The sequence below is a fragment of the Microcoleus sp. M2_D5 genome (genome assembly GCF_036701935.1).
Taxonomy (GTDB): Bacteria; Cyanobacteriota; Cyanobacteriia; order Cyanobacteriales; family Microcoleaceae; genus Microcoleus.
Map to the genome: position 1 here is coordinate 56,411 of NZ_JAUBRP010000005.1, position 20,077 is coordinate 76,487.

Below are 20,077 nucleotides of genomic sequence, written 5' to 3' on the forward strand. Positions count from 1 at the left end.
TTTAGTCATTAGTCATTAGTCATTAGTCATTAGTACCAATGCCCAATGCCCAATTCCCAATTCCCAATGACTAAAATTCTTTGAGCTGGGAAACTAGAGAACAAGCTAAACTCACGGCCTGTGAGAGAAGTTCTGGGACGGCTTCGAGCTGAGGTAGCCGAGATGTTTGAACTCCGGCTGCTGGCCGCGCGAGTGCCACCGGAACGGCACAGGCTCGATCGGTCTGCATTGTTTCTAATTGTTCTAAAATTGGCGATAGCAAAACCCTGGCATAGCTGCCGTAAGCTACACCTGCAATGTATGGGACAGGGGGAACTGACAAATTTTTCCCGCCATCCAACAGCAGTCCGTCGGCTCTCAGCTTGCTGACAGTGTGAGCATTAGTGCCGCCTGCAAGTTGCACGTATCCCGGCAACTGGGCAGCCAAAACTTTTTGACCGAGTTTGACTGCGGCTCTAGTAGTTCCTGTGCCGATATCTCCGCTCATTGGCCTACCGTCGGTTTGCCAAATTAGGGGACAAGGAAGGGGGGAAATTATTTGATAGAGTGTCCGCAAATAATCAATCAAACCGTCTCCATCGGGGCAACTAATTGCTATTACCTTGAGTTGAGCGACCCAGGGAGCTATGCTCGACCAAAGTCGCGCAAAATCTGCCTCTCTGCCTACTTGCGTGTGGATTTCTAGGGCGTCCGCACCGGATTGCAAGATTAAAGGTGCGATCGCGGCGGGAGCAGACACGTAAGAACGAGTGTAAATCAGTTGGCTCGGACAAATCGGCAGACAGCGACCGCAGCCATAGCAGTGCTGGTCTATCACCCCGGAAAAACCACTGCCAGCACTCTGAAAAACTATTGCTTCGGCTGGACATATTTTTTCGCACGGCCGCCAGCAGTCCGCCGGACAATCGGCTGGGTTGAATTCGGCTTTGCGAAAATGCGGGTCTTCCCCATCGTTTAAACTCACCATCAGCAACGGCAACCCTTTGCCGCCAAACCTGCGGTTGTGAGTTCTTGCCTGTAAGTCGCTGGCCACTTGTAGGGCTTCTTTCGCTGCGGCGACGGCGGCGGGATCTGCCGCGACATCGATACAGTCAGCGCCTGCTAAGGTGTAAGCCAAGGTGAGATTCCGTACAGCCGGTAGGTGCTGAAAGCTCGCCCCACAGATCAGCTTGAACCAATGGCCATCTTTTAATGAGTTTAGGGGATGATAATGTTCTCTCACCCTTATATGCTAATCCTTTCAGCTAAAAATTACGAGGTGCAAATTTCTACTTAATTTTAAAATTTAGGCGGGTACAAGCTGGAAACGCTACTGATAGCAGTAGCTCTGGTGCTGTTTGCCCTATATGTAGAGTTCTGACGTAACTATTTTTGAGAAATCTAATTTTTTTGATAGTGACTTAGGATGACGCGATGTTCAACTTTGGCGATCGGCTTGACTTACAGACAGACCCTCTATCATATCCTATTTGAGTGGATTTGGCAAGGAAAAAGTAGGCGAGAGATTTTTTTTTGAAGTTGCCGTGCAGTGACAGTTGCCATAAAGTTCGATCGAGCTTTGAAACCCATCGACCAACCGCAGATGAACATTCTCCCTGACTTGAAGCTACATTCATCTCCGTTAATCTGCGATTCAACTCACATCTTGCACCATTCTCGCTTAACAGGCTTTTCGGCCTGTTCCACAAAAAGTGAATTTTCTCGCTTCACAGGCCCCAAAGCCTGTTCCTAAACAAGTAATTGAGAATGGTGCAACATCTCAGATTCAACGAGCTATACTACTTGCTCAGCCGCTTGTAAACCGTAGCCAAAGCATGGCTATCCCCCACATTTCCCGGAAACAAAACTACAGGTAAATTGGGAAACAGAGGATGATCTGCCTCCGTTTTTACCACCGAACAACCTGCGATAATTTGACCGATTTGCCTGACACTTTTCAGCGACAAACCTGTACTCAAAACATCATTAGAAGTAATGCCGCCCTTGCTAATCAAAAACCCGATATCGGCAGGCAGTCCCCGCACGATATCCATCAATAAACCTGAAACCGCCTCTCCAAATTTTAACCGGATTTCCGCATTTTCAAATTCGAGTTCCTTGCGGCTGGTATAAATTACAGGCGTTTTACCATCGGCATGAGAAGTGCGGACTTGTTCGAGAATTTCATCGAGCATTTGGGTGCGATACTCAGGTGAATCTTCTAACAAGTGAGATACATCTATTTCAATGCTAACTATATTGGGTTCTTTTAACAAGCGCTCCAATTGTTCAGTAGTTTTCTTAACGTGGGAACCAACTATGACTGCACCGGGTTTGCCATCCCTCACATATTTTGCCATTTCGTCGGCTGCTACTGGCTGCGGGCCGAGGTCAGCTAAGGATGTTAAAATACTCGCTGCGCTGCGGAATAAAAACTTTTTGCCTTGACTGACTGCATTGAGAATGTGTTTGGCAAATGTGTCTAAATCGCCTTGGCTTTGGCCGTCAACAACTGCACATTGGTTGTCTGTCATGTCCATCAGTCGATCTAAACTTCCGTAGCGAATGTCTCCGAGTAAAATGCGATCGACTGCATCAGCCCGGATGCGACCTTTGGTTTTTTCTTCTACATAGTCGGGCAGGTAACTGTGACTGTAGCCGAAGACTGAATCTTTGGCAAATTCGGTTTCGTGTACTGGTGTCGGGACGCTGTTAACTATTAGGTAGTGCACGCTGTGGCGGGTAATTCGGCCTCCTTCAAAAAAGGCCGGAATTAGAAAATGGGCGTCGAAGGGGCCGAGTTCTTCGGCGATCGCGTCGGTTTCGATGGGATAGTGACCGCGCAGGGTAGAATCGGAACGGCTAACTATTAGGAAGTCTTCGATTTTTTCGCTGGCGATCGCCCTTTTTAAATTTTGGCACACTTCGCGGGTGACGGAGGCTGCTTTTTCGGGAGTTAGCGATCGAGTATTTGTCAGTATGAAGAAAATCGGACACTTGTCCCGCAGCCCCAAACGCAGGGTGTCTTCGTCCCAACGTGTCAGCAGCAAGCAACTGTGCACGGTTTGAGAACCTGTCGGATCGTCGTCGAGAACTATAATCTTGGGTTTGGCAGAAGACATACTGACCTGGTTGTTAACGTCACTTTTCCAAGATATCCTTACCTGTTACGTAACAGCAAAAAATTTACAATAATTATGATATTTTTTTAACTATTCTCCTCATTCATAATTTAAAAAATGTCTTTGAGTTCGAGTGGAACAGGCATCCTGCCTGTTGCGGTTCAGTAAGCTGTCTATTGCTAATGGGTAAGAGGCGCCCTCCGCCGTGTACGCTACTAACTTTTGGCATTTTTTTAATTAGCAGCCTTTCGATCTTGCAACTTTTTCATTTCTGCTTGAACCCCCACGGCTATCTGCAAAGCTTCGTTGAGCAATCGCCCTTGTTCTGTGGCTCGATCGCTAATTTGCAGGGAATTCAAACTTTTCAAATTATTGGTAAACAATTCGGAGTTAGTAGCGACAAATTTTTTGTTTTCCCTGAGAATCCTCTCGGTTTTCAAAGCTCGAACTAAATCCTCTCTGATTAGCTGCAAGGCTGCAATAACTTTTGCTCGATCGCCGATTTTGACTCCCGCATTGCCGGCATCTTCTATCCTATCGTTAATTTCGATTGCTTCGATTATACCATTATAGCGATCGACATCATCAAAAAGATTAATTAAATGTTTGTTTTGGCGGCTGCACTGAATTTTCCACGCATCCTCAAGCATTAAACCGACGATCGCAGCGAAGTGGAGGGCGAACCACAACAAATAAGCTCTAGGAAATATCGCAACTAGCAGCCAACAACTGATTAGAACCAAAACTATTAAACCGGCTGTTTTCAAAGCTTCGCGGGCAAACTTAGTCGCTGTCGGCGGCCGGTATACGCGATCGGGCCCCGCGCCGGTGAGGTGCTTGAGTTCACCAACAGTAATTTCTAATCCCTGAATGTCAGCTCGCATAAATCTTCACAAATATTTCTTAATTATAAAGTTTTGTAGTAGAACAAGGGGCTCGTCTACAATAAACCTAACACTTTTTTCAACCAAAACTGCACTATGTCCGCACGTCCTATATACCTCGACAACCACGCCACAACCCCCGTAGACCAACGGGTACTTGAGGCGATGCTGCCGTATTTTACCGAACAGTTCGGCAACGCAGCCAGCATCAGCCACGTTTACGGCTGGGAAGCAGAAGCAGCGGTTAAACAGTCACGACAAATCATAGCGGAAGCGATCAACGCCTCCCCCGAAGAAATTGTTTTTACCAGCGGTGCAACCGAAGCAAATAACTTAGCGATTAAAGGTATCGCTGAAGCTTATTTCAGCAAAGGAAAGCACATTATCACAGTAAAAACCGAACACAATGCTATTCTCGACCCCTGTACCTATTTGCAAAAATTGGGGTTTGACATTACTGTTTTACCAGTGAAAAGCGACGGGCTGATTGATATAGGCGATTTGATCAAAGCGATTCGGGCAGAGACAATTTTGGTTTCAGTGATGACGGCAAATAATGAGATTGGCGTCATTCAGCCGATCGCAGAAATTGCAGCAATTTGTCGCGGAAATGACATTCTTTTTCACACAGATGCGGCACAGGCGATCGGCAAAATTCCCCTCGACGTAGAGGAGATGAATATCGATCTAATGTCCTTGACAGCCCACAAAATTTACGGGCCAAAAGGCATCGGTGCTCTCTACGTGCGCCGCAACAAACCGAGAGTGCAGCTAGCGCCGCAAATGCACGGAGGAGGCCACGAACGGGGAATGCGATCGGGAACTCTCTACCCGCCGCAAATAGTCGGATTTGCCAAAGCAGTAGAATTGGCAATTGCGGAAATGCCATCGGAAACAGAAAGAGTGGTTAATTTGCGGCAGCGTTTGTGGGAAAATTTGAGTGAATTGGGCGATGTTGTTCTCAACGGTCACGCTACGAAGAGATTGCCGGGGAATCTCAATATTAGTGTAGGTGGCGTTGACGGTCAAGCGTTGATGTTGGGTTTGCAATCGGCGGCTGCGGTTTCTTCGGGCTCTGCTTGCACTTCGGCGAAAATATCTCCCTCTCATGTTTTAGCAGCGATCGGGCGATCGGACAAATTAGCTTATGCTTCAATTCGGTTTGGTATTGGCCGGTTCAATACCGAAGCAGAAATAGATGCAGTTTCCCAACACGCGATCGCAACTATTCAATCTCTCCGACAAGCACAAAAAGTAATGAGTTAGACAGTTGACTGTTGACAGTTGACAGTAATCTGTAGGGTGCGTCGCTATGAGATACTAAATGAAACTTTCAGATTCAAGCGTGGCGACGCACCTTACCATTTGAGATTGGACTGTTCAATATCGTAGATGAGTTAAATCGTATAAGCTGTGGAGCATTTAAACCAGTAACTAGGCTAGTAGGGTGCGTCATTCGCGAACCCTTACGCTGAAACGCAAAACCTTAGATGCTGACGCACATTACGCAAGTCCTTTCAATGCCGAACAGCTTAACACCAGATGCCCGACTGCTGCAACCGTTTCCCAGACTCAACATCAAAGCTAATGCTAGAAGTCGGGCATCTACTAACACCAATCCTTTACTTAGAACCAAACACCTCGCGTACCCGATAAATCGGTTTTCCCTGCGACTCGTGATAAGTCCGCATCATTACTTCCGCCAGCAAACCAAAACAAAATAACTGCACGCCAGTTAACAGCAAAACCACAGCCAAAATCAGCAAAGGACGGTTGCCAATACTTTGACCAAAAGCCAATTTCAGAAAAGTCAAATAAATCCCTAAAACCGTTCCCAACGTCATAGAACTCAGTCCCAAAATTCCAAAAACGTGCATCGGTCGAGTCAGGAACTTTTTCATAAAAGAAATAGTTAACAAATCCATCAACACCCGAAAAGTCCGCCAAATTCCGTACTTACTTTGACCGAAACGGCGGGCATGGTGTCGCACAGGCAGTTCTGCAATTCTCGCCCCTTCAATAAACGCCAAAGCAGGCAAAAAGCGGTGCAATTCCCCGTACAGATTCAAGTCGGCTACCAACTCGGATTTATAAGCTTTCAAAGAACAGCCGTAGTCGTGCAAAGTTACGCCTGTAACGCGACCAATTAACCAGTTAGCAATTTTAGAAGGAATCAACCGGCTAATAGTATTATCCTGCCTATTTTTGCGCCAGCCGCTAACTAAATCGTAGCCTTCATCTAACTTTGCCAACAATAGCGGAATATCAGCCGGGTCATTTTGCAAATCGCCGTCTAGGGTAACAATAGCACGACCGCGAGCGCGATCGAAACCTGCCGACATCGCAGCAGTTTGCCCGTAATTGCGGCGCAAAAGTACAGCACAAAGGTCATCGCGACTGCTGGCTAATTGCTTGAGAAGTGTACCCGAACCGTCCTTAGAACCGTCATCTACACAAATAATTTGATAGCTGAGTCCAGATGGTTGGATAGAAGAGGCGATCGCCTCAATCAAATGAGGCAAACTTTCCACCTCATTATACACCGGCACCACCACTGAAACGTCGAGAACAACCTCAGCCTCAGCTTGCTGTCTCGCCAATTTTTCCAAAAATAATGCAGCGTCCATTTTTTTATTCGATAATATTAACAGTCAACCGTCAACAGTCAACCGTCAACAACTAACTAGGTTGATAACTTGCCACAACTTTACCATATCCCCGCAATTGCTGGTAATAAGCTTGACTGACTCGATCGCCATCCTCCGACAAAACATCGATACCGATACCGTTGCGACCTTGTGCTTGTCCCGAACTGTGAATGTAGCGATTATCTCCGAGATATAATCCTACATGAGTGGCTTTTTCTGGCGTACCAAAAAATACTAAATCCCCCGCTTCTAAAGCACTGATACTAATCGGTTTAGTAAAAGCTTCCTGCTGATAAGCATCCCTCGGCAACCAGATGCCTGCAGCCACAAACGCCGCTTGCATCAAGCCGGAACAATCATAATTTGGCCCGACTGTACCGCCCCAAAGATAATAATTGGATTGGTGCATAGCCTCGCGAGCAAAAGTAATTGCAATTGGCAATTTTTCCCTAACTTCCGCCTCAGAAACTACCAAAGGATGATACACTGTTTCTGCCAAATCGAGCAACTCAACATCTCGAATATCCAGCCATCCCGGATAATCATCTTCGCACAGCCGCACCATCACAGCCGTTGTATCCCCCTCAACAACCGAGTCTATGCCATTTCTCCCCTCCTTAATCAGGGGGGGCTGGGGGGGGTCAAAAAGGAGCAAATGTCGCCCTAGGGCTGCTTGAGTTGCCAATCGATCGCACTTTGGGGAATCGTAAATATTTATGTGCGATCGGGCCCGGTACTCCACAACATCAGATAATTGATAATTGGCCATTGCTAATTGCTAATTTTTTGCTGTTAATTGTTCGCACTTAACGATTTATTGCCATTAGTTAGCCGTTAACCGTTAACCGTCAGCCATTAACCATGACATTTTTCCACAAAGACGAACAATTAGAAACCCTAGGCAGTAGCATTATAGACGCAGCCAAAGCAAAATTTACAGGATTAAGCGGCGATCGTACAGCCCTTACCTGGATAGTCTACGATCCGCCGGTGCGAGTCAATACAGGCGGTGCCCTGAGTCCAGAAGAATTTTGGAAGTATCAACCGCGAGGTTTTAGCGCTAGAGCTTCCGAACGAATTTATCCAGCCAGCATCGTCAAATTATTCTACCTCGTTGCCATCTGGGAATGGGCGCAAAAAGGCATGATTCAAACATCGCCAGAATTAGAACGCGCCGTGCGAGATATGATCGTTGATTCCAGCAACGACGCCACCAGTTTAGTAGTAGACGCCCTCACAGGCACCACTAGCGGCCCAGAATTATCACCCGCCCCCTTTGAAACCTGGAAACAGCAGCGAAACCTCGTCAACCGTTACTTTCAATCCTTGGATTGGTCGGAATTACAAAATATTAACGTCAATCAGAAAACCTGGTGTGACGGCCCCTACGGTCGCGAGCGAGCATTTCTGGGAGAATTAATGGAACACAGAAATATGCTGACCACCAATGCAGCGGCGCGTTTGGTGCACAGTATAATCGGCGGCGTAGCTGTTTCTGCCCAAGCATCGCAAGAAATGATGGGTTTAATGAAACGCAGTTTAGCACCAGTAGAATTAGAGGCAGATCCTGAAAATCAAGTAACGGGTTTTTTAGGCGGCGGATTGCCAGAATCAGCAAAATTGTGGTCAAAAGCCGGACTGACAAGTCAAGTTCGTCACGATGCTGCTTATATTGAAATATCGGGTTTGCGGCCGTATTTGTTGGTTGTATTTACCGAGGGGAAAGAGAATAGCAAGAATGAAGAAATTTTGCCATTTATCTCGCGACAATTTGTCGAAGCGATGAAAGTGCTTAATTAGATTTAGTAGTTGATTATTGCGGCTAGACTAGAGTTGAATTGCCAAAATAATTTGGACGGGCTAGAAGCCCATCCCACAAAATTTTCTTGTGGGATGGGCTTCTAGCCCGTCCAAAAACTTGATTAAAAGGAACTTTTTCCTAGAAGCTCTAAAACGGAGAGGGAGGGATTTGAACCCTCGAAGGATGTTAACACCCTTAACAGATTAGCAATCTGCCGCTTTCGACCACTCAGCCACCTCTCCAAGATGACAGTAACTAACTATAGCACACACATCTTATTCTTGCCAACCCCTAATGTAAAAATTCCTCAATTCCTTACTCTGTATACTTTTCGCGACCTCAACCGCCCGCCTCTTCCCCAAAGCCCCTAGCCTTCAAGTGCTTTTCCCAACTAAAATTGGAACTCAAAAAGAACCTCTTAGTATACAAATACCCCAAGCGGTACAGGTGAGCCTTGCGATCGGCATCGAGATTAAAGTCCGTCGTCGTCACCCCAGCGTCAGTCACATCAATATTAATCACCCTGCCCTTATCCATTTCTCGCTGGTGATAGCGGTCTCTTGCTTTCATCATCGTTCGGAACATCCCCGCCAGCATCGACAGCGGAGTATCAATCTTAACTTTAGTTTCAATTCCGGTATCGACTAATCGAAACCCAAAGGTAAACCAGCGGGGCATAGCGGGAGTGGCACCGACGGATTGTTTGTCATAAATCCACAGGGGGAAATTGCTCAAAATTCCGCCATCTACAATTAAGTCATCGCCGAGTTTTCCCGGTTCAAAAAATAGCGGAATGCTCATCGACAACCGAACGGCTTCAGCAACGCTAAAATCTTCAGCCCTTTTGAGTCGCAACTGCTCGTACAAAGGATCGGAATCGGTCGATTCGCGGCGGTGTAAGTCGTCGGGCAGCACCAACATTTCACCGCGACTGAGGTTGGATACTACTACTTTTAATTCCCTGTCTTTTACGATTTGTTTGACATCGGCAAAAGTGTGCAATTTACCTCGACCGAGCATTGCTTCCAGCCACTGCCGGAACGGCTGCGCCGAATATTCTCCCATCTGACGGCTAACTGTTAAGAAAAGTAGAGTCCAAGCAGGAGATTGCAAGTCGTCTGCGGGGTCGCCGTTTAAAATTAGAGGACTATTTTTTTTTGTTAAAAATATGCTGTAATCGAGCTGTCCTAAAATTTCCTCTAAATCATCAATTGACAAGTCGGTTGCCAATACTGCGGCAGTAATTGCACCGGCAGAAGTGCCGGCCAATTTTCGCCACTGGATGCCCAAATCGCTGCAGCACCTGAGTGCTCCTAAAAACGCAACTCCGCGCACGCCGCCGCCTTCAAAAACGCCGTCGGCATAGATTTGACCGTTTTCGTCGGGAGAGGGAAATTTGCTGAGAATTGTTTGTTTTTCGGTGGCGGTGATTCTGACACCGGGTTCTTGCAAAATTTGCTGCGGGTACCACTTGCTCATGGGAAATACCTCGGATAAATGTTGGGTTTTAGATTTTAGATTTATATCTATTGTTCTTGATTTTTGTCGGCATCCATTGCCTCTTTGACGTATTGTTGAACTTGCGATCGCACTTGTTCGTAGGCCACCGACGCGCACCAAGGCCGGAGAGATAAAATAGTTGTATCTGGAGTAATCTCGATCACCAAACAAGTCGGGGGCGGATTCTCCAAAACCAGCGGGTGAGAGTGGGCAATTTCTAATAACTCAGCCACTGTCGGACGGATCGGCCGATCGCCGATATCAATCTTCAAGTCTACTCGCCTCGTTCCCATTGTCGTTGTATTTTTCAGTGTACCGTTAAACAACTGATTGTTCGGGACAATAATTTTTATGCGATCGTCTGTCACCACCGTTGTTGAAAAAATCCCGATGCTGTCCACCACTCCCTTAACATCCCCAGCTTCAATCCCATCCCCGACTTCAAAGGGCCGCAAACTAATCAACATTACCCCAGCAGCAAAGTGCGACAAAGTATTTTGCCACGCCAAACCGATGGCCAAACCCGCTGCACCCACCACCGCAACCACACTGGTAGTTTGAATTCCCAACTGACTCAAAGCGGCGACTACTCCCACTACCAAAATCGTAATCTCAGCAGCTTGAACTAAGAATTTCCGCAGCGTGGCTTCGGTGCGACTCAGTGCTCGGCGAGTCACGCGGCCCGCAAAGTTGATAGCAAATCGCGTAATTAACAAAATGCCGATCGCCCACAGCAGTTGAGGTACAATTTTAAACCCCAATTCTACGAATCTTTTCGAGAATTCTTGGGCTACTTCCAAGGCTTGTGTTCTTTCTGCATTTAGCTGAGAATAGAAGGTTTGGGCTATTGGTAAAAACGTCTGAATAACTGTCATGTTAATTGGGAATTGGGAATTAGAAATTGAGAATTGCAGTCTCAGTCTTCTGCATAAGTCGGAGAGTCCGACAGGGGTTGAAAACCCCTGTCTCATAGCGGAAGTCCTCTAGAAGAGGACTAAAGTCGATAATTTTATCCTTCAAACTCTTGAGTCGGTTTCAACCGACTTTTGCTATGAGGCAGGGGTTTCAACCCCTGCCGGACTGTCGATAATTTTATCCTTCAAACTCTTGAGTCGGTTTCAACCGACTTTTGCTATGAGGCAGGGGTTTAAACCCCTGCCGGACTATTGTTAATAGTGTACCGCTACGCGGGGCAATCGGTGTTTAAAACCGCAGAGAATTTCCCACGAAATAGTTCCTAAAGTCGCGGCCCAATCGTCAGCACTAATGTGATATTCCCCATCTTTGCCCAAAATAGTCACCACTTCACCGACTTCTAAATCGGGAATATCAGTTACATCCAGCATTAATTGATCCATCGTCACCGCGCCCACTTGCCGCACGAACTGACCCCTGACTAAAACCTGCATTTTATTAGAAAGATTGCGCGGAATACCATCTGCATAGCCGATACCAATTACGGCAATCTGTGTCTGCCGCTCAGCTATAAATTGATAGCCGTAACTGACTCCGGTTCCTGCTTCAATTGTTTTCACCTGGGTTACTCTAGCTTTTACCTGCATTGCGGGCTTCAAATTGGATCTCGACTGCAAGTGAGGAGCTGGATAAAGACCGTAGGTAGCTAAACCGACTCGCACTAAATCGTAGTGCAAATCCGGGTCAGCGAGGGCTGCAGCAGAGTTTGCCAAGTGGAGGCGAGGGGGGTTAATTCCTGCTATTTTAATTTGCTCGATCGCCTGTTGAAACCGCTGGTGCTGCTCTCTCATAACTGTGGGGTCGGGACTGTCTGCAGTCGCCAAGTGAGAGTAAATACTGGCTAATTTTAAATTGGGCAACCGCTTGACTAATTGCACAAATTCTGTTGCTTCTTGCCAGGACGTACCCAAGCGAGACATTCCCGTATCTAACTTAGCGTGAACTGGCAAAGATTGGTTAATGCCTGCGAGAACTTCCGAAAAAATTAAGGCTTGTTTGGCAGTACAAATAGTGGGCTGCAAGTGCCAATGGGCGATCGCCTTTACCTGTGGGGCTGTATGGGTTGCCCCCAACAACAAAATCGGCGCTTCTATCCCAGCTTCTCGCAATTCTATTCCTTCGGGAATTGTCGCCACTCCCAGCCAACTAGCACCTGCTTGCAATGCTGTTTGACTGACTGCAACAGCACCATGCCCGTAAGCATCCGCTTTCACAACTGCCATCAGTTGTGTGTGAGGAGATAAGAGCTTTTTAAGCTGTTTTACATTGTGAGTTAAAGCTGCTAAATCGATTTCTACCCAAGCCCGCTGGCATAGTCCCCCGTAACCGTCCCCCAGCAACGTCTGGCGGGATTCTTTTGTCGTTGATTCTGCGGTTGTTTGTTCCCCACTCCACATTGTCGATCGCTCCTACTTGCTTACACCATTAAAAACTGCTCTCAAAACTGCTAGGATATTTTACCCTAAGTTTGATTATAAGATTTTTCCTTTAATCAATGTTATACAAGTTTGAAAAAAGAATGCAACGGTCGGCAAGCTGCAAACCCATATTCCATAAGTCATTCCCCATCTAAAATCTAAAATCTAAAATCTAAAATCTAAAATGGTATTAACTGGTGTATCATAGCACCAAAAATACCCGGTAAAAACTATGGACGGACTAGCCTACCTACATTTAGCTAAAACTTGGGAAACGGCTACAAATCAGGCTTTCAAGGGCGGGCAAGATGCCCAACCCCTACTCCCCACAAACAACAACTTAAACTCTTGTGGAACAGGCATCTTGCCTGTTCATGAAAATGGTACAAGATGTCTGCTTCAAAGAACTAACTCAAAAATGCACCTAAAGTTAGCCTCTGCTCCTTTACTTTTCTTTACGATCGCTCTCACAATTTTAAATTTAGTCAATCCCGCACTCGCCATCAAAAAAGGTGATTCAGGCCCCCAAGTAGCCCAACTTCAGAAAACTCTACAAAACGCAGGCTATTTTCGCGGTAAGGCTACAGGATTTTACGGTGCTCTCACCCAGGCTGCTGTGAAAAAGTTTCAAGCAGAGAACAACCTGAAAGTTGACGGAATTGTCGGCCCTAAAACCTTGTCAGCGCTGAAAGGTAAGCCGGAAGAGGGGAGTATTGAAGCTGCGGAAAAAATCGCGCCAAATGTCGATAAATCTTCGCCATCTCCTAGCGCCACAGAAAACACAAACGAACTCGAAACTCAAACTAAAACTCAGTCCCAAGAACCCTCTTTGCCACCATTTAAAACAGAAACTTCCGAAGATATAAAAAGTGAATCACCAACCACAAGGCTAGTAAATCCTCCCGACAACACTCAAGGAAAAATGACCTTGAAAAAAACAATTTACGGCAACATCTCGCCCAAATCAATAGTTTATTCGGGAGATGGCTTGTTTTTTGCTCAAAACATGATGTACCGTCACACAATCACAGTTTACGACAGGAACTTTAATTTAGTCAAGACTATTCCCGATACAGTAAACTTGTCGAATTTCGGCTTTTCTAAATTCAAAGGCAATTATAAAGGATCTCCCGTAGAAGCAGCTTTTTCAACCGATGGCAAATATGCCTACGTCTCCAACTACAAAATGTACGGTTCGGGGTTTAGCAATCCGGGAACCGACAGGTGCTCTCCAGCCGCAAAACACGACCAAAGTTTTCTGTACCGCATCAATACCAAAACGTTAAAAATAGAAAAGGTAATTCCTGTAGGTGCAGTGCCGAAATTCAATGCTGTTTCGCCTGACAATCGCTTCGCCCTCGCTAGCAATTGGTGCAGTTGGGATTTGAGCATAGTTGATATCAATAAAAATATCGAAATCGAGCGGGTGAAACTGGGTGCATATCCTCGCGGTATTGTTGTTACTCCCGACTCAAAAAATGCCTATGTTGCCATCATGGGTTCTTCCAATATTGCGAAAGTCAATCTGATAGACTTTTCGGTAGAATGGCTGAAAAATATTGGCAATGCGCCGCGTCATTTGACGATTGACCCCAATGGAAAGTATCTTTATGCAACTTTGAACGGTGAAGGAAATGTAGCAAAAATTGACCTACAAACTGGTAAAGTGGTGGACAAAGTTTCGACAGGAAAAGCACCTCGCAGCATGACAATTTCCGATCGGGGAAAACTGCTTTATGTGGTGAACTATTTCTCGAATACTGTTAGCAAAGTTAGGACGAGCGATATGAAAGTGCTGCAAACAGTGAAGGTTAATTCAAGCCCGATCGGGATTACTTACGATCCAGAAACTAATCAGGTTTGGGTGGCTTGCTATTCGGGCAGTATTATGGTGTTTCAAGATTAATTTAGCTTGTTTCTATGTTCACTCAAGTGTGGACTAAGAAAGAAGGACTAAAGTCCTTACTACAAACTGGTTCGGAGTGAGAACTTTAGTCCTCAGAATTAAGGCGGTAGCAAACGTAACGATGCCTTTGCAACCGAATTTCATATCAATTACGAAGCTTTTAGATTAATTTTGTGCAAACTTATAAAAAGACAATCGATATCTTTACTACGAGGTACTAACTTATCTCTTCCAGTTAAGAGATGTTGTGTGATTAGTGGTGGAATAGGAAAACAAGCTTTTATTTTAGTATCTTTAGCTTGAGGGCAATAAATTTCAAAATCATCTCGATTACTTACTTGTTCTTTCAATCGATCGATTATGGTGGTGTTTTGGTTATAGTTACATAAATCAATAATTATTATTACACCACCTACAGGTATTTCATTAAGCAAAAAATTGAGATTTGTTTGAACTGTTGATATATTATAAATTTCATTTAGACAATTTTGAAAAATGAACATTTGGCTTTTTTGAATAGTTGTTTTGATTGAGTGAAGAGAATTAGATTCGCATAAATCTAGGTAATTACTATTTAGCTTTAAATCTCCTGACCAGTATTCCGGTATCACAAATTTTTCGGTAATATTTCTGCTTAAAGTCCATTCCTCAGAAGCAATATCATATACATTAACAGTTAATTTTTTAATGTTTTGATACTTTTCTGATAAGTATTTACTTAAGCCTACGATTTCTGGACATGGCCCTGCACCAAATAAGCATACTTCTAGCGTTTCATTTGTTAGATTTTTCAATAAATTTTGAGCGTGTATCATTTCTAATATTTGAAAATTCATGTACGCATAATGGGGATAATAACGCATCAAATAAACTGCTTGAATTGACGGGTCCGAATAATTTACTTTAACCTGATTCGATCTATAAGAATACCACAATGCTTCTGCGGGTTTTTGTAATGATTGTAAATAGTTTTCAAAGGTTCCCTGGTTGTTTTTGTGATAAAAGTATGTCGAATTTTCTAATCCATCTAAAATGCAATTGTACAATATAGTCTTTGTTGTCTTTTTGATGGGTTTTGCTACTTCAGTTTTAACAGAAATTTTAGGTTTAATTTTTAGGTCTTGAATTTTATGCTTAGCAATTACATTGTGCAGAGTTTCTCGCTGTAGATTGAGAGATTGAACTTCTTCTTTAAGCCGCGCCACTTCGATCGCAATTGAGTTGTATTCTTCTTCAATCGTGGTTTTTGATTTAGTTTTGCTATCAATTGCCTGTACAAGTTTTAGTTTTTTATTTTTCAGACTTAAAATCTGATTTTCAATGCTTTTTAAATTTTCGGCATGGCTGCGGATATTTTCAAGTTCTCGGTCAGATTTTTTGCTTAAAACGAAGGCACTACTAAGGGTGCTAATTGTCGCTATACCACCTATGACAGCACTCTTAGTAACATTTTTTTCTACTGCTATACCCAAACTAAAAGCAATACTAAAGCTTAACGTTCCTAATAAAAGTAGATTTTTCATGACTCAATTAACCCTGATTTGATAGCAGCGCGGAAAATTTTATTTTCTTTGTTTTAAACTGGTTTGATAATTCTAAAAGTTAGATTGATTCTCGGTTCCACAAATTTAGAAGTTTTAGGGATTTGATGTTGCCAGCAATGCTGGGTTTCACCTTTCATCAACAGCAAACTACCATTGAGCAAATTTATATCAATTTTGTAGTCTTTTGAGATTTTATGCTTTAAGGAAAATCGGCGAGTTGCCCCAAAGCTAATTGAGGCTATAATCGGATTTTTCCCTAATTCTGGCTCGTCATCGCTATGCCAGGAAACGCTATCTTTACCATCACGATATAGATTGAGAAGCACGCTATTAAAAGTAACTTTTGATATCTCTTCAGCTTTTGATTTAATTAATTTGAGTGTGGGAGTCCAAGGATCGGGATGCTGTTCGATGCCGGAATATGTATAGGATTTGCCTTCATCTCCATACCAACCTGTAAGTCGGGGTAAAGGTATCTTTTTTCCATAAAAATGAATAATATCCTGTTTCCAGTTAATACTAGAATATAAATCTGAAAAAAGACGATCGCTTTCTTCGATGCTAAAAAAATTGGGATAGAAGATCACTTCTCCATCAGTATCAATAACTACTGTTTCTTGAATATCGCTGCTATCGAGCTGATTATCCCTAAGTCTTATCTGATGATACATAATAATTGCCTCAAATCGAATCAATGAGTGTGGAATGATGATTTGACATGATTCCTGTGATTTTAACATCGATCTCAACTGCCCGCAAACCCAAGAAACCGGGTTTTTGGCTGATTCTGTCAGCTATGAGGAAGTATTGTCGCAAAAAACCCGGTTTCTGACGGCTCGCAAGCCCAAGAAACCGGGTTTTTGGCTGATTCTGTCAGCTATGAGGAAGTATTATCGCAAAAAACCCGGTTTCTGACGGCTCGCAAGCCCAAGTCTGACTCATAGAAAAAAGAAGGGCTTCATTCCTATAATTAAAGCCGCACAACATACTCAGAAGCCTTTGCAGGTACTTTGCCTTTTTTTGCCATAGCTTGGTAAATCATGGCTGCTACTTCAGCGCGAGTTGCTGATCTATTAGGCTGCAAAAGTGCGCGCTTCGGGTGGTTGACAACAATGCCAGCTTCTGTGGCTGCTGCTACTTTGTTAACTGCCCATTTCGGCACTTTTTTCCTGTCTGTATAAACTTGTAAAGTTTTGGTTGTTTTTGTTGAGGGTTTCAGGCTCAAACCGCTGGCTAAAGCTGCGATGACTTCGACACGGGGAATATTTTTGTCGGGACGGAACTCATTGTTTGGGTATCCTTTAAGATATCCAGTTGTGACGGTGTGGTCGATCGCCGGAGCGACAGGACTTTTGTCTTTTACGTCTTTAAAATCAATCGGTTTTCGGATCTGCTTTTTGTCGTCGGACATTCGCTGAATTAAGCGCGCTAGTTCGGCTCGCGTCATCGGTTCGTCGGGACGAAATTTGCTGTCAGTCAAATCAGTAAAGATTTTCCGATCGACTAAAGCGACAATGAACGGACGCGCCCAATATTTGTCTGGAACATCGGATAATATAACGGGCCCAACTTTGGGTTTATCGGCTTTGGATTTATCGCCTTTCGGTTTGGTAATTGCTGGATCGGGAGTCGATGGCGCAATTGGCTTCGGAGGAACAACGATTACACCCACCGGAGGAGTTGCCGGTAAAATCGGCCCTAAAGGTGCAACAGGTGCGACATCCGGTTTTGAGGGAACGGGGGTTGTAGCGGGCGATCGCAAATCCGAACTTGGCGATTCTGGCGTTAGTATTCCCGGAGTCGCGGGCGTAACAGCAGGCTGAGAGAAAACGGCTGGAAATTGCCAATTTCTGGCATTCAATCGATCGGGATTTCTGCCTGTTACCCAAAATAAAATTGCTCCCATCGTGCCGAAGGCAACCAAGATAGCAATCAATTCATCCAATCCTAGAGGATTTCTTTCCCCTGACGGGGGTTGTGAAGAAGACATATTGTCACCTACATATCACTGTAGAAATTAAATCACATATTTTTTGGGTCTGGGGGAAACACAGAAGGCTAAATCAATTATTCCAAAGTTTTCATTCTCCATACCTGGGGCGACGGGGCATCGGGAGGATATAGCAATCTTAAATGAATTTTAAAAAGATTTAGGGGTAGCGCTAAGTGCCTACCCCTGCCTCATGGGGCAACCACGGGGGGTTTGCCCCTACAAAAATTACACAAATGATGCGAGGATTGCTATAGATAAAATCAACTTTTACCGATGTCAGTTGCTGCTTTTTGCAATCTTCTACTCAGCGCCTTCTACTCCCGAAAGAGCGATTCCGACTCGGTTGACGAGAATTTCTGCCGCTACCAAAACTGGGCTGCCGCTTGTTTGGATTTTGACGTGGCTGCGGCGATCGCCTCAAAGTGCTGCCACCGTAACCCGAACCGGTCGATCGATTGCCATTGGGACGTACTGAGGGTCTTACTGGCTGGTTGTATGTGGGCGATCGCAAGCGGCCGGTCGTCCTTAAAACTTGACGGTTTCTCACAGCAGGAGGCGGAGTTCGATACCGAGTTTGATACTGCTGAACAGCTTGGTTGTAAGTATTACCATACCCGCCATATCCTGTCATAATCCCCGGCTGATAGACTGGGGGCATATAATATCGCGGTCTAAATAACAAACTGCCGATCGCCTGACCGGCCACAGCTCCAGCAAACGGTGCCCAGAAGCCAGATTGCTGCCGCACTACTACGGTTTGTGGCTGACCTGTTTGAGGATTAGGAACAGTTTCGGTAACGTTGTGAACGTACTCAATTTTAAAATCTTCTGTCAAATGCAAAACCGCTTGATTGTTATCCACATTTAGATAACTTTTCTTGCCTGCCGATATTTCTTCATTTGTTAAGCGAGCCATTTGCAAATCCCTAGTGCGGTAAACTGGGGGACTGCCGGCGGGAGTATTCAGCAACATTAAACTGTATTCGCCGTCAGCATCGTTGTAGGTAACTTGCTGTACGGGATATTGACCTTGACTCAAGTTATTATTGGGTGCAGGACGCACTGTGTTAATATTCGGATTTCCAGCAGGATTTGGATAAGTTTGTGTGCGCGGTGAACCGCAGCCGGTTGCCGTCCACAAAAAAGTTAAAGCCATTAAATAAATTGTCAGTTTTCGCAGCATCATAAATAGTATTGGGAATTGGGCATTGGGCATCGGACATCGCGCATTGGTAGCAAATAAGCTGTTCGACATCTAAATTGCATTTTTTGTGCGGGCGAGACGCCCACCCCACAAGAACTTGACCAAGTTTTTACTGTGCAGTTTAAATGCACAACAGCTTAACCCTTCGACTCCGCTCTGGGCACCGCAAATAACTAATAACTAATAACTAATAACTAATTACTCCTTCCTTAAATGGGAATAAGTTCGGGAAAATTGACCAACACTTGGTCGTTGGTAAGTTCGTCTCCCAACTGTGCGGGAGAAAAGTGAACTTGCACAGCTCGGAGCCTTTCTTGGTAATGTAAATTAATCAGTGCTTTTAAACCGACTTTCAGCGCGCTGATGTCAGCGAGGTCAGTTTCTAGGGCAGGAACTTCCCCTTCATAGGCAACTGTCAGCATCACCACCACATTTCTAGTTACCGGCAAAGACAAGGGGGATTTTTTATCGTAAACAGATGTGCTGTATTGAGGCTCGCTGAGATAGCGATCGGCTGAATCAATGAAAAGTTCATCCACATAATCGCCGGCTTCCCCTTCATTCCAAAAAACATCGCCTTCATTGGCGGCTGATTGCCAGTAGTTGTCGTACTGCAACAGGTGATTGCAAATTTCTACAAGACCTTCTCCTAAAACTGCTATGTCGCCATCGGCATCAATTGCTTCTCTGGCGGTGCGGTTGAGAACTCCTAACAGCGGTGCAACTTCTTCGCCTGTTAGGTGAACGAACACGCGGCAAACTGCCAGTCGAGTTTTACCTGTAAATTGATTGAATCGATCGCGCCAAGCATTCATAACCAAATAGTTGTAATCTGTAGGGCTATATTTCCTAGCATAGCAGGGGATTTGAACTCTTGCCGTCTACCCTCAGATTGATCTGAAGAGTATTTTTAGCGATCGCCAAAGGCCGCCTAGTCTCTCGCTTTGACTCATCTAATTTTATAGCAGTTTTCAATGGATCAAATACAGTAGGAAAACCGCACAGCCTTGTCCTGACGGAGAGCGGCGATTTTTAATAATTGCTATGAGATTGATGATGGTAGCAAGAGTTTTTTTAATTGATATTAATTCAGCGCTCGTTTG

The 20,077-nt window shown here is 44.7% G+C and carries 18 protein-coding genes and 1 tRNA gene; 4 read left to right on the forward strand and 15 right to left on the reverse strand.

All coding sequences use genetic code 11. The annotated features are described in order from the left end of the window. Nucleotides 1-70 precede the first annotated feature (70 nt). Nucleotides 71-1,222, reverse strand: coding sequence for a circadian clock protein LdpA (gene ldpA, locus QUA50_RS03435; protein WP_333260145.1), 1,152 nt, complete (start codon nucleotides 1,220-1,222; stop codon nucleotides 71-73). A 306-nt stretch (nucleotides 1,223-1,528) separates the two neighbouring features. Here ldpA and QUA50_RS03440 point away from each other — a divergent pair, with 306 nt between their 5' ends. Beyond that, a complete protein-coding gene (locus QUA50_RS03440) occupies nucleotides 1,529-1,732 on the forward strand; it encodes a hypothetical protein (protein WP_333260142.1) in 204 nt (67 codons plus the stop codon). Nucleotides 1,733-1,778: 46 nt separating this feature from the next. Here QUA50_RS03440 and QUA50_RS03445 read toward each other — a convergent pair whose 3' ends face one another. Both QUA50_RS03445 and QUA50_RS03450 read right to left on the reverse strand, forming a co-directional pair. Then, a complete protein-coding gene (locus QUA50_RS03445) occupies nucleotides 1,779-3,101 on the reverse strand; it encodes a four-carbon acid sugar kinase family protein (protein WP_333260139.1) in 1,323 nt (440 codons plus the stop codon). A gap of 233 nt (nucleotides 3,102-3,334) precedes the next feature. Next, nucleotides 3,335-3,985, reverse strand: coding sequence for a hypothetical protein (locus tag QUA50_RS03450; protein ID WP_333260136.1), 651 nt, complete (start codon nucleotides 3,983-3,985; stop codon nucleotides 3,335-3,337). 96 nt (nucleotides 3,986-4,081) lie between these two features. Between QUA50_RS03450 and QUA50_RS03455 the strand changes: the two genes are divergently transcribed. Further along, nucleotides 4,082-5,251, forward strand: coding sequence for an IscS subfamily cysteine desulfurase (locus tag QUA50_RS03455; protein ID WP_333260133.1), 1,170 nt, complete (start codon nucleotides 4,082-4,084; stop codon nucleotides 5,249-5,251). A 220-nt stretch (nucleotides 5,252-5,471) separates the two neighbouring features. On the opposite strand, the gene QUA50_RS03460 is transcribed toward QUA50_RS03455, so the two are convergent. From QUA50_RS03460 to QUA50_RS03470, 3 genes are read right to left on the reverse strand one after another with little or no spacing between them, the layout of a single operon-like run. Next, a complete protein-coding gene (locus QUA50_RS03460; protein WP_333260130.1) occupies nucleotides 5,472-5,621 on the reverse strand; it encodes a hypothetical protein in 150 nt (49 codons plus the stop codon). Next, nucleotides 5,608-6,612 (reverse strand): glycosyltransferase family 2 protein, encoded by a 1,005-nt coding sequence (locus QUA50_RS03465; RefSeq protein WP_333260127.1) that lies wholly within the window; start codon nucleotides 6,610-6,612, stop codon nucleotides 5,608-5,610. Before QUA50_RS03465 ends, QUA50_RS03460 begins: the two co-directional genes overlap by 14 nt. 52 nt (nucleotides 6,613-6,664) lie before the next feature. Further along, nucleotides 6,665-7,402, reverse strand: coding sequence for a C40 family peptidase (locus tag QUA50_RS03470; protein ID WP_333260123.1), 738 nt, complete (start codon nucleotides 7,400-7,402; stop codon nucleotides 6,665-6,667). Between the two features lie 92 nt (nucleotides 7,403-7,494). Between QUA50_RS03470 and QUA50_RS03475 the strand changes: the two genes are divergently transcribed. Next, complete coding sequence (locus QUA50_RS03475; RefSeq protein ID WP_333260120.1) at nucleotides 7,495-8,433, forward strand: serine hydrolase; 939 nt, start codon at nucleotides 7,495-7,497, stop codon at nucleotides 8,431-8,433. Between the two features lie 154 nt (nucleotides 8,434-8,587). Here QUA50_RS03475 and QUA50_RS03480 read toward each other — a convergent pair. The 4 genes from QUA50_RS03480 to alr form a co-directional block, all read right to left on the reverse strand. Further along, nucleotides 8,588-8,676 (reverse strand) — tRNA-Ser (locus QUA50_RS03480). A 97-nt stretch (nucleotides 8,677-8,773) separates the two neighbouring features. Continuing rightward, nucleotides 8,774-9,913, reverse strand: a complete 1,140-nt coding sequence (locus QUA50_RS03485) for a patatin-like phospholipase family protein (RefSeq protein ID WP_333260116.1) — start codon at nucleotides 9,911-9,913, stop codon at nucleotides 8,774-8,776. A gap of 47 nt (nucleotides 9,914-9,960) precedes the next feature. Further along, nucleotides 9,961-10,809: a mechanosensitive ion channel family protein gene (locus QUA50_RS03490; protein ID WP_333260114.1), complete on the reverse strand. Its 849-nt coding sequence runs from the start codon at nucleotides 10,807-10,809 to the stop codon at nucleotides 9,961-9,963. Nucleotides 10,810-11,103: 294 nt separating this feature from the next. Beyond that, nucleotides 11,104-12,306 (reverse strand): alanine racemase, encoded by a 1,203-nt coding sequence (alr, locus tag QUA50_RS03495; protein ID WP_333260111.1) that lies wholly within the window; start codon nucleotides 12,304-12,306, stop codon nucleotides 11,104-11,106. 253 nt (nucleotides 12,307-12,559) lie between these two features. Here alr and QUA50_RS03500 point away from each other — a divergent pair, with 253 nt between their 5' ends. Then, nucleotides 12,560-14,233 carry a peptidoglycan-binding protein gene (locus tag QUA50_RS03500; RefSeq protein WP_333260108.1) on the forward strand — a complete coding sequence of 558 codons (1,674 nt, stop codon included), beginning with the start codon at nucleotides 12,560-12,562 and terminating at the stop codon, nucleotides 14,231-14,233. 149 nt (nucleotides 14,234-14,382) lie between these two features. On the opposite strand, the gene QUA50_RS03505 is transcribed toward QUA50_RS03500, so the two are convergent. The 5 genes from QUA50_RS03505 to QUA50_RS03525 form a co-directional block, all read right to left on the reverse strand. Then, a complete protein-coding gene (locus tag QUA50_RS03505; RefSeq protein WP_333260105.1) occupies nucleotides 14,383-15,756 on the reverse strand; it encodes a hypothetical protein in 1,374 nt (457 codons plus the stop codon). A 53-nt stretch (nucleotides 15,757-15,809) separates the two neighbouring features. Continuing rightward, a complete protein-coding gene (locus QUA50_RS03510; protein ID WP_333260102.1) occupies nucleotides 15,810-16,517 on the reverse strand; it encodes an alpha-ketoglutarate-dependent dioxygenase AlkB in 708 nt (235 codons plus the stop codon). A 230-nt stretch (nucleotides 16,518-16,747) separates the two neighbouring features. After that, the gene (locus tag QUA50_RS03515) at nucleotides 16,748-17,767 is read right to left on the reverse strand and encodes an S-layer homology domain-containing protein (protein WP_333260099.1); all 1,020 of its coding nucleotides are present in this window, start codon (nucleotides 17,765-17,767) and stop codon (nucleotides 16,748-16,750) included. Nucleotides 17,768-18,074: 307 nt separating this feature from the next. Further along, a complete protein-coding gene (locus QUA50_RS03520; RefSeq protein ID WP_333260260.1) occupies nucleotides 18,075-18,956 on the reverse strand; it encodes a hypothetical protein in 882 nt (293 codons plus the stop codon). Between the two features lie 227 nt (nucleotides 18,957-19,183). Further along, nucleotides 19,184-19,789 (reverse strand): DUF1517 domain-containing protein, encoded by a 606-nt coding sequence (locus tag QUA50_RS03525; protein WP_333260097.1) that lies wholly within the window; start codon nucleotides 19,787-19,789, stop codon nucleotides 19,184-19,186. Nucleotides 19,790-20,077: the final 288 nt, after the last annotated feature.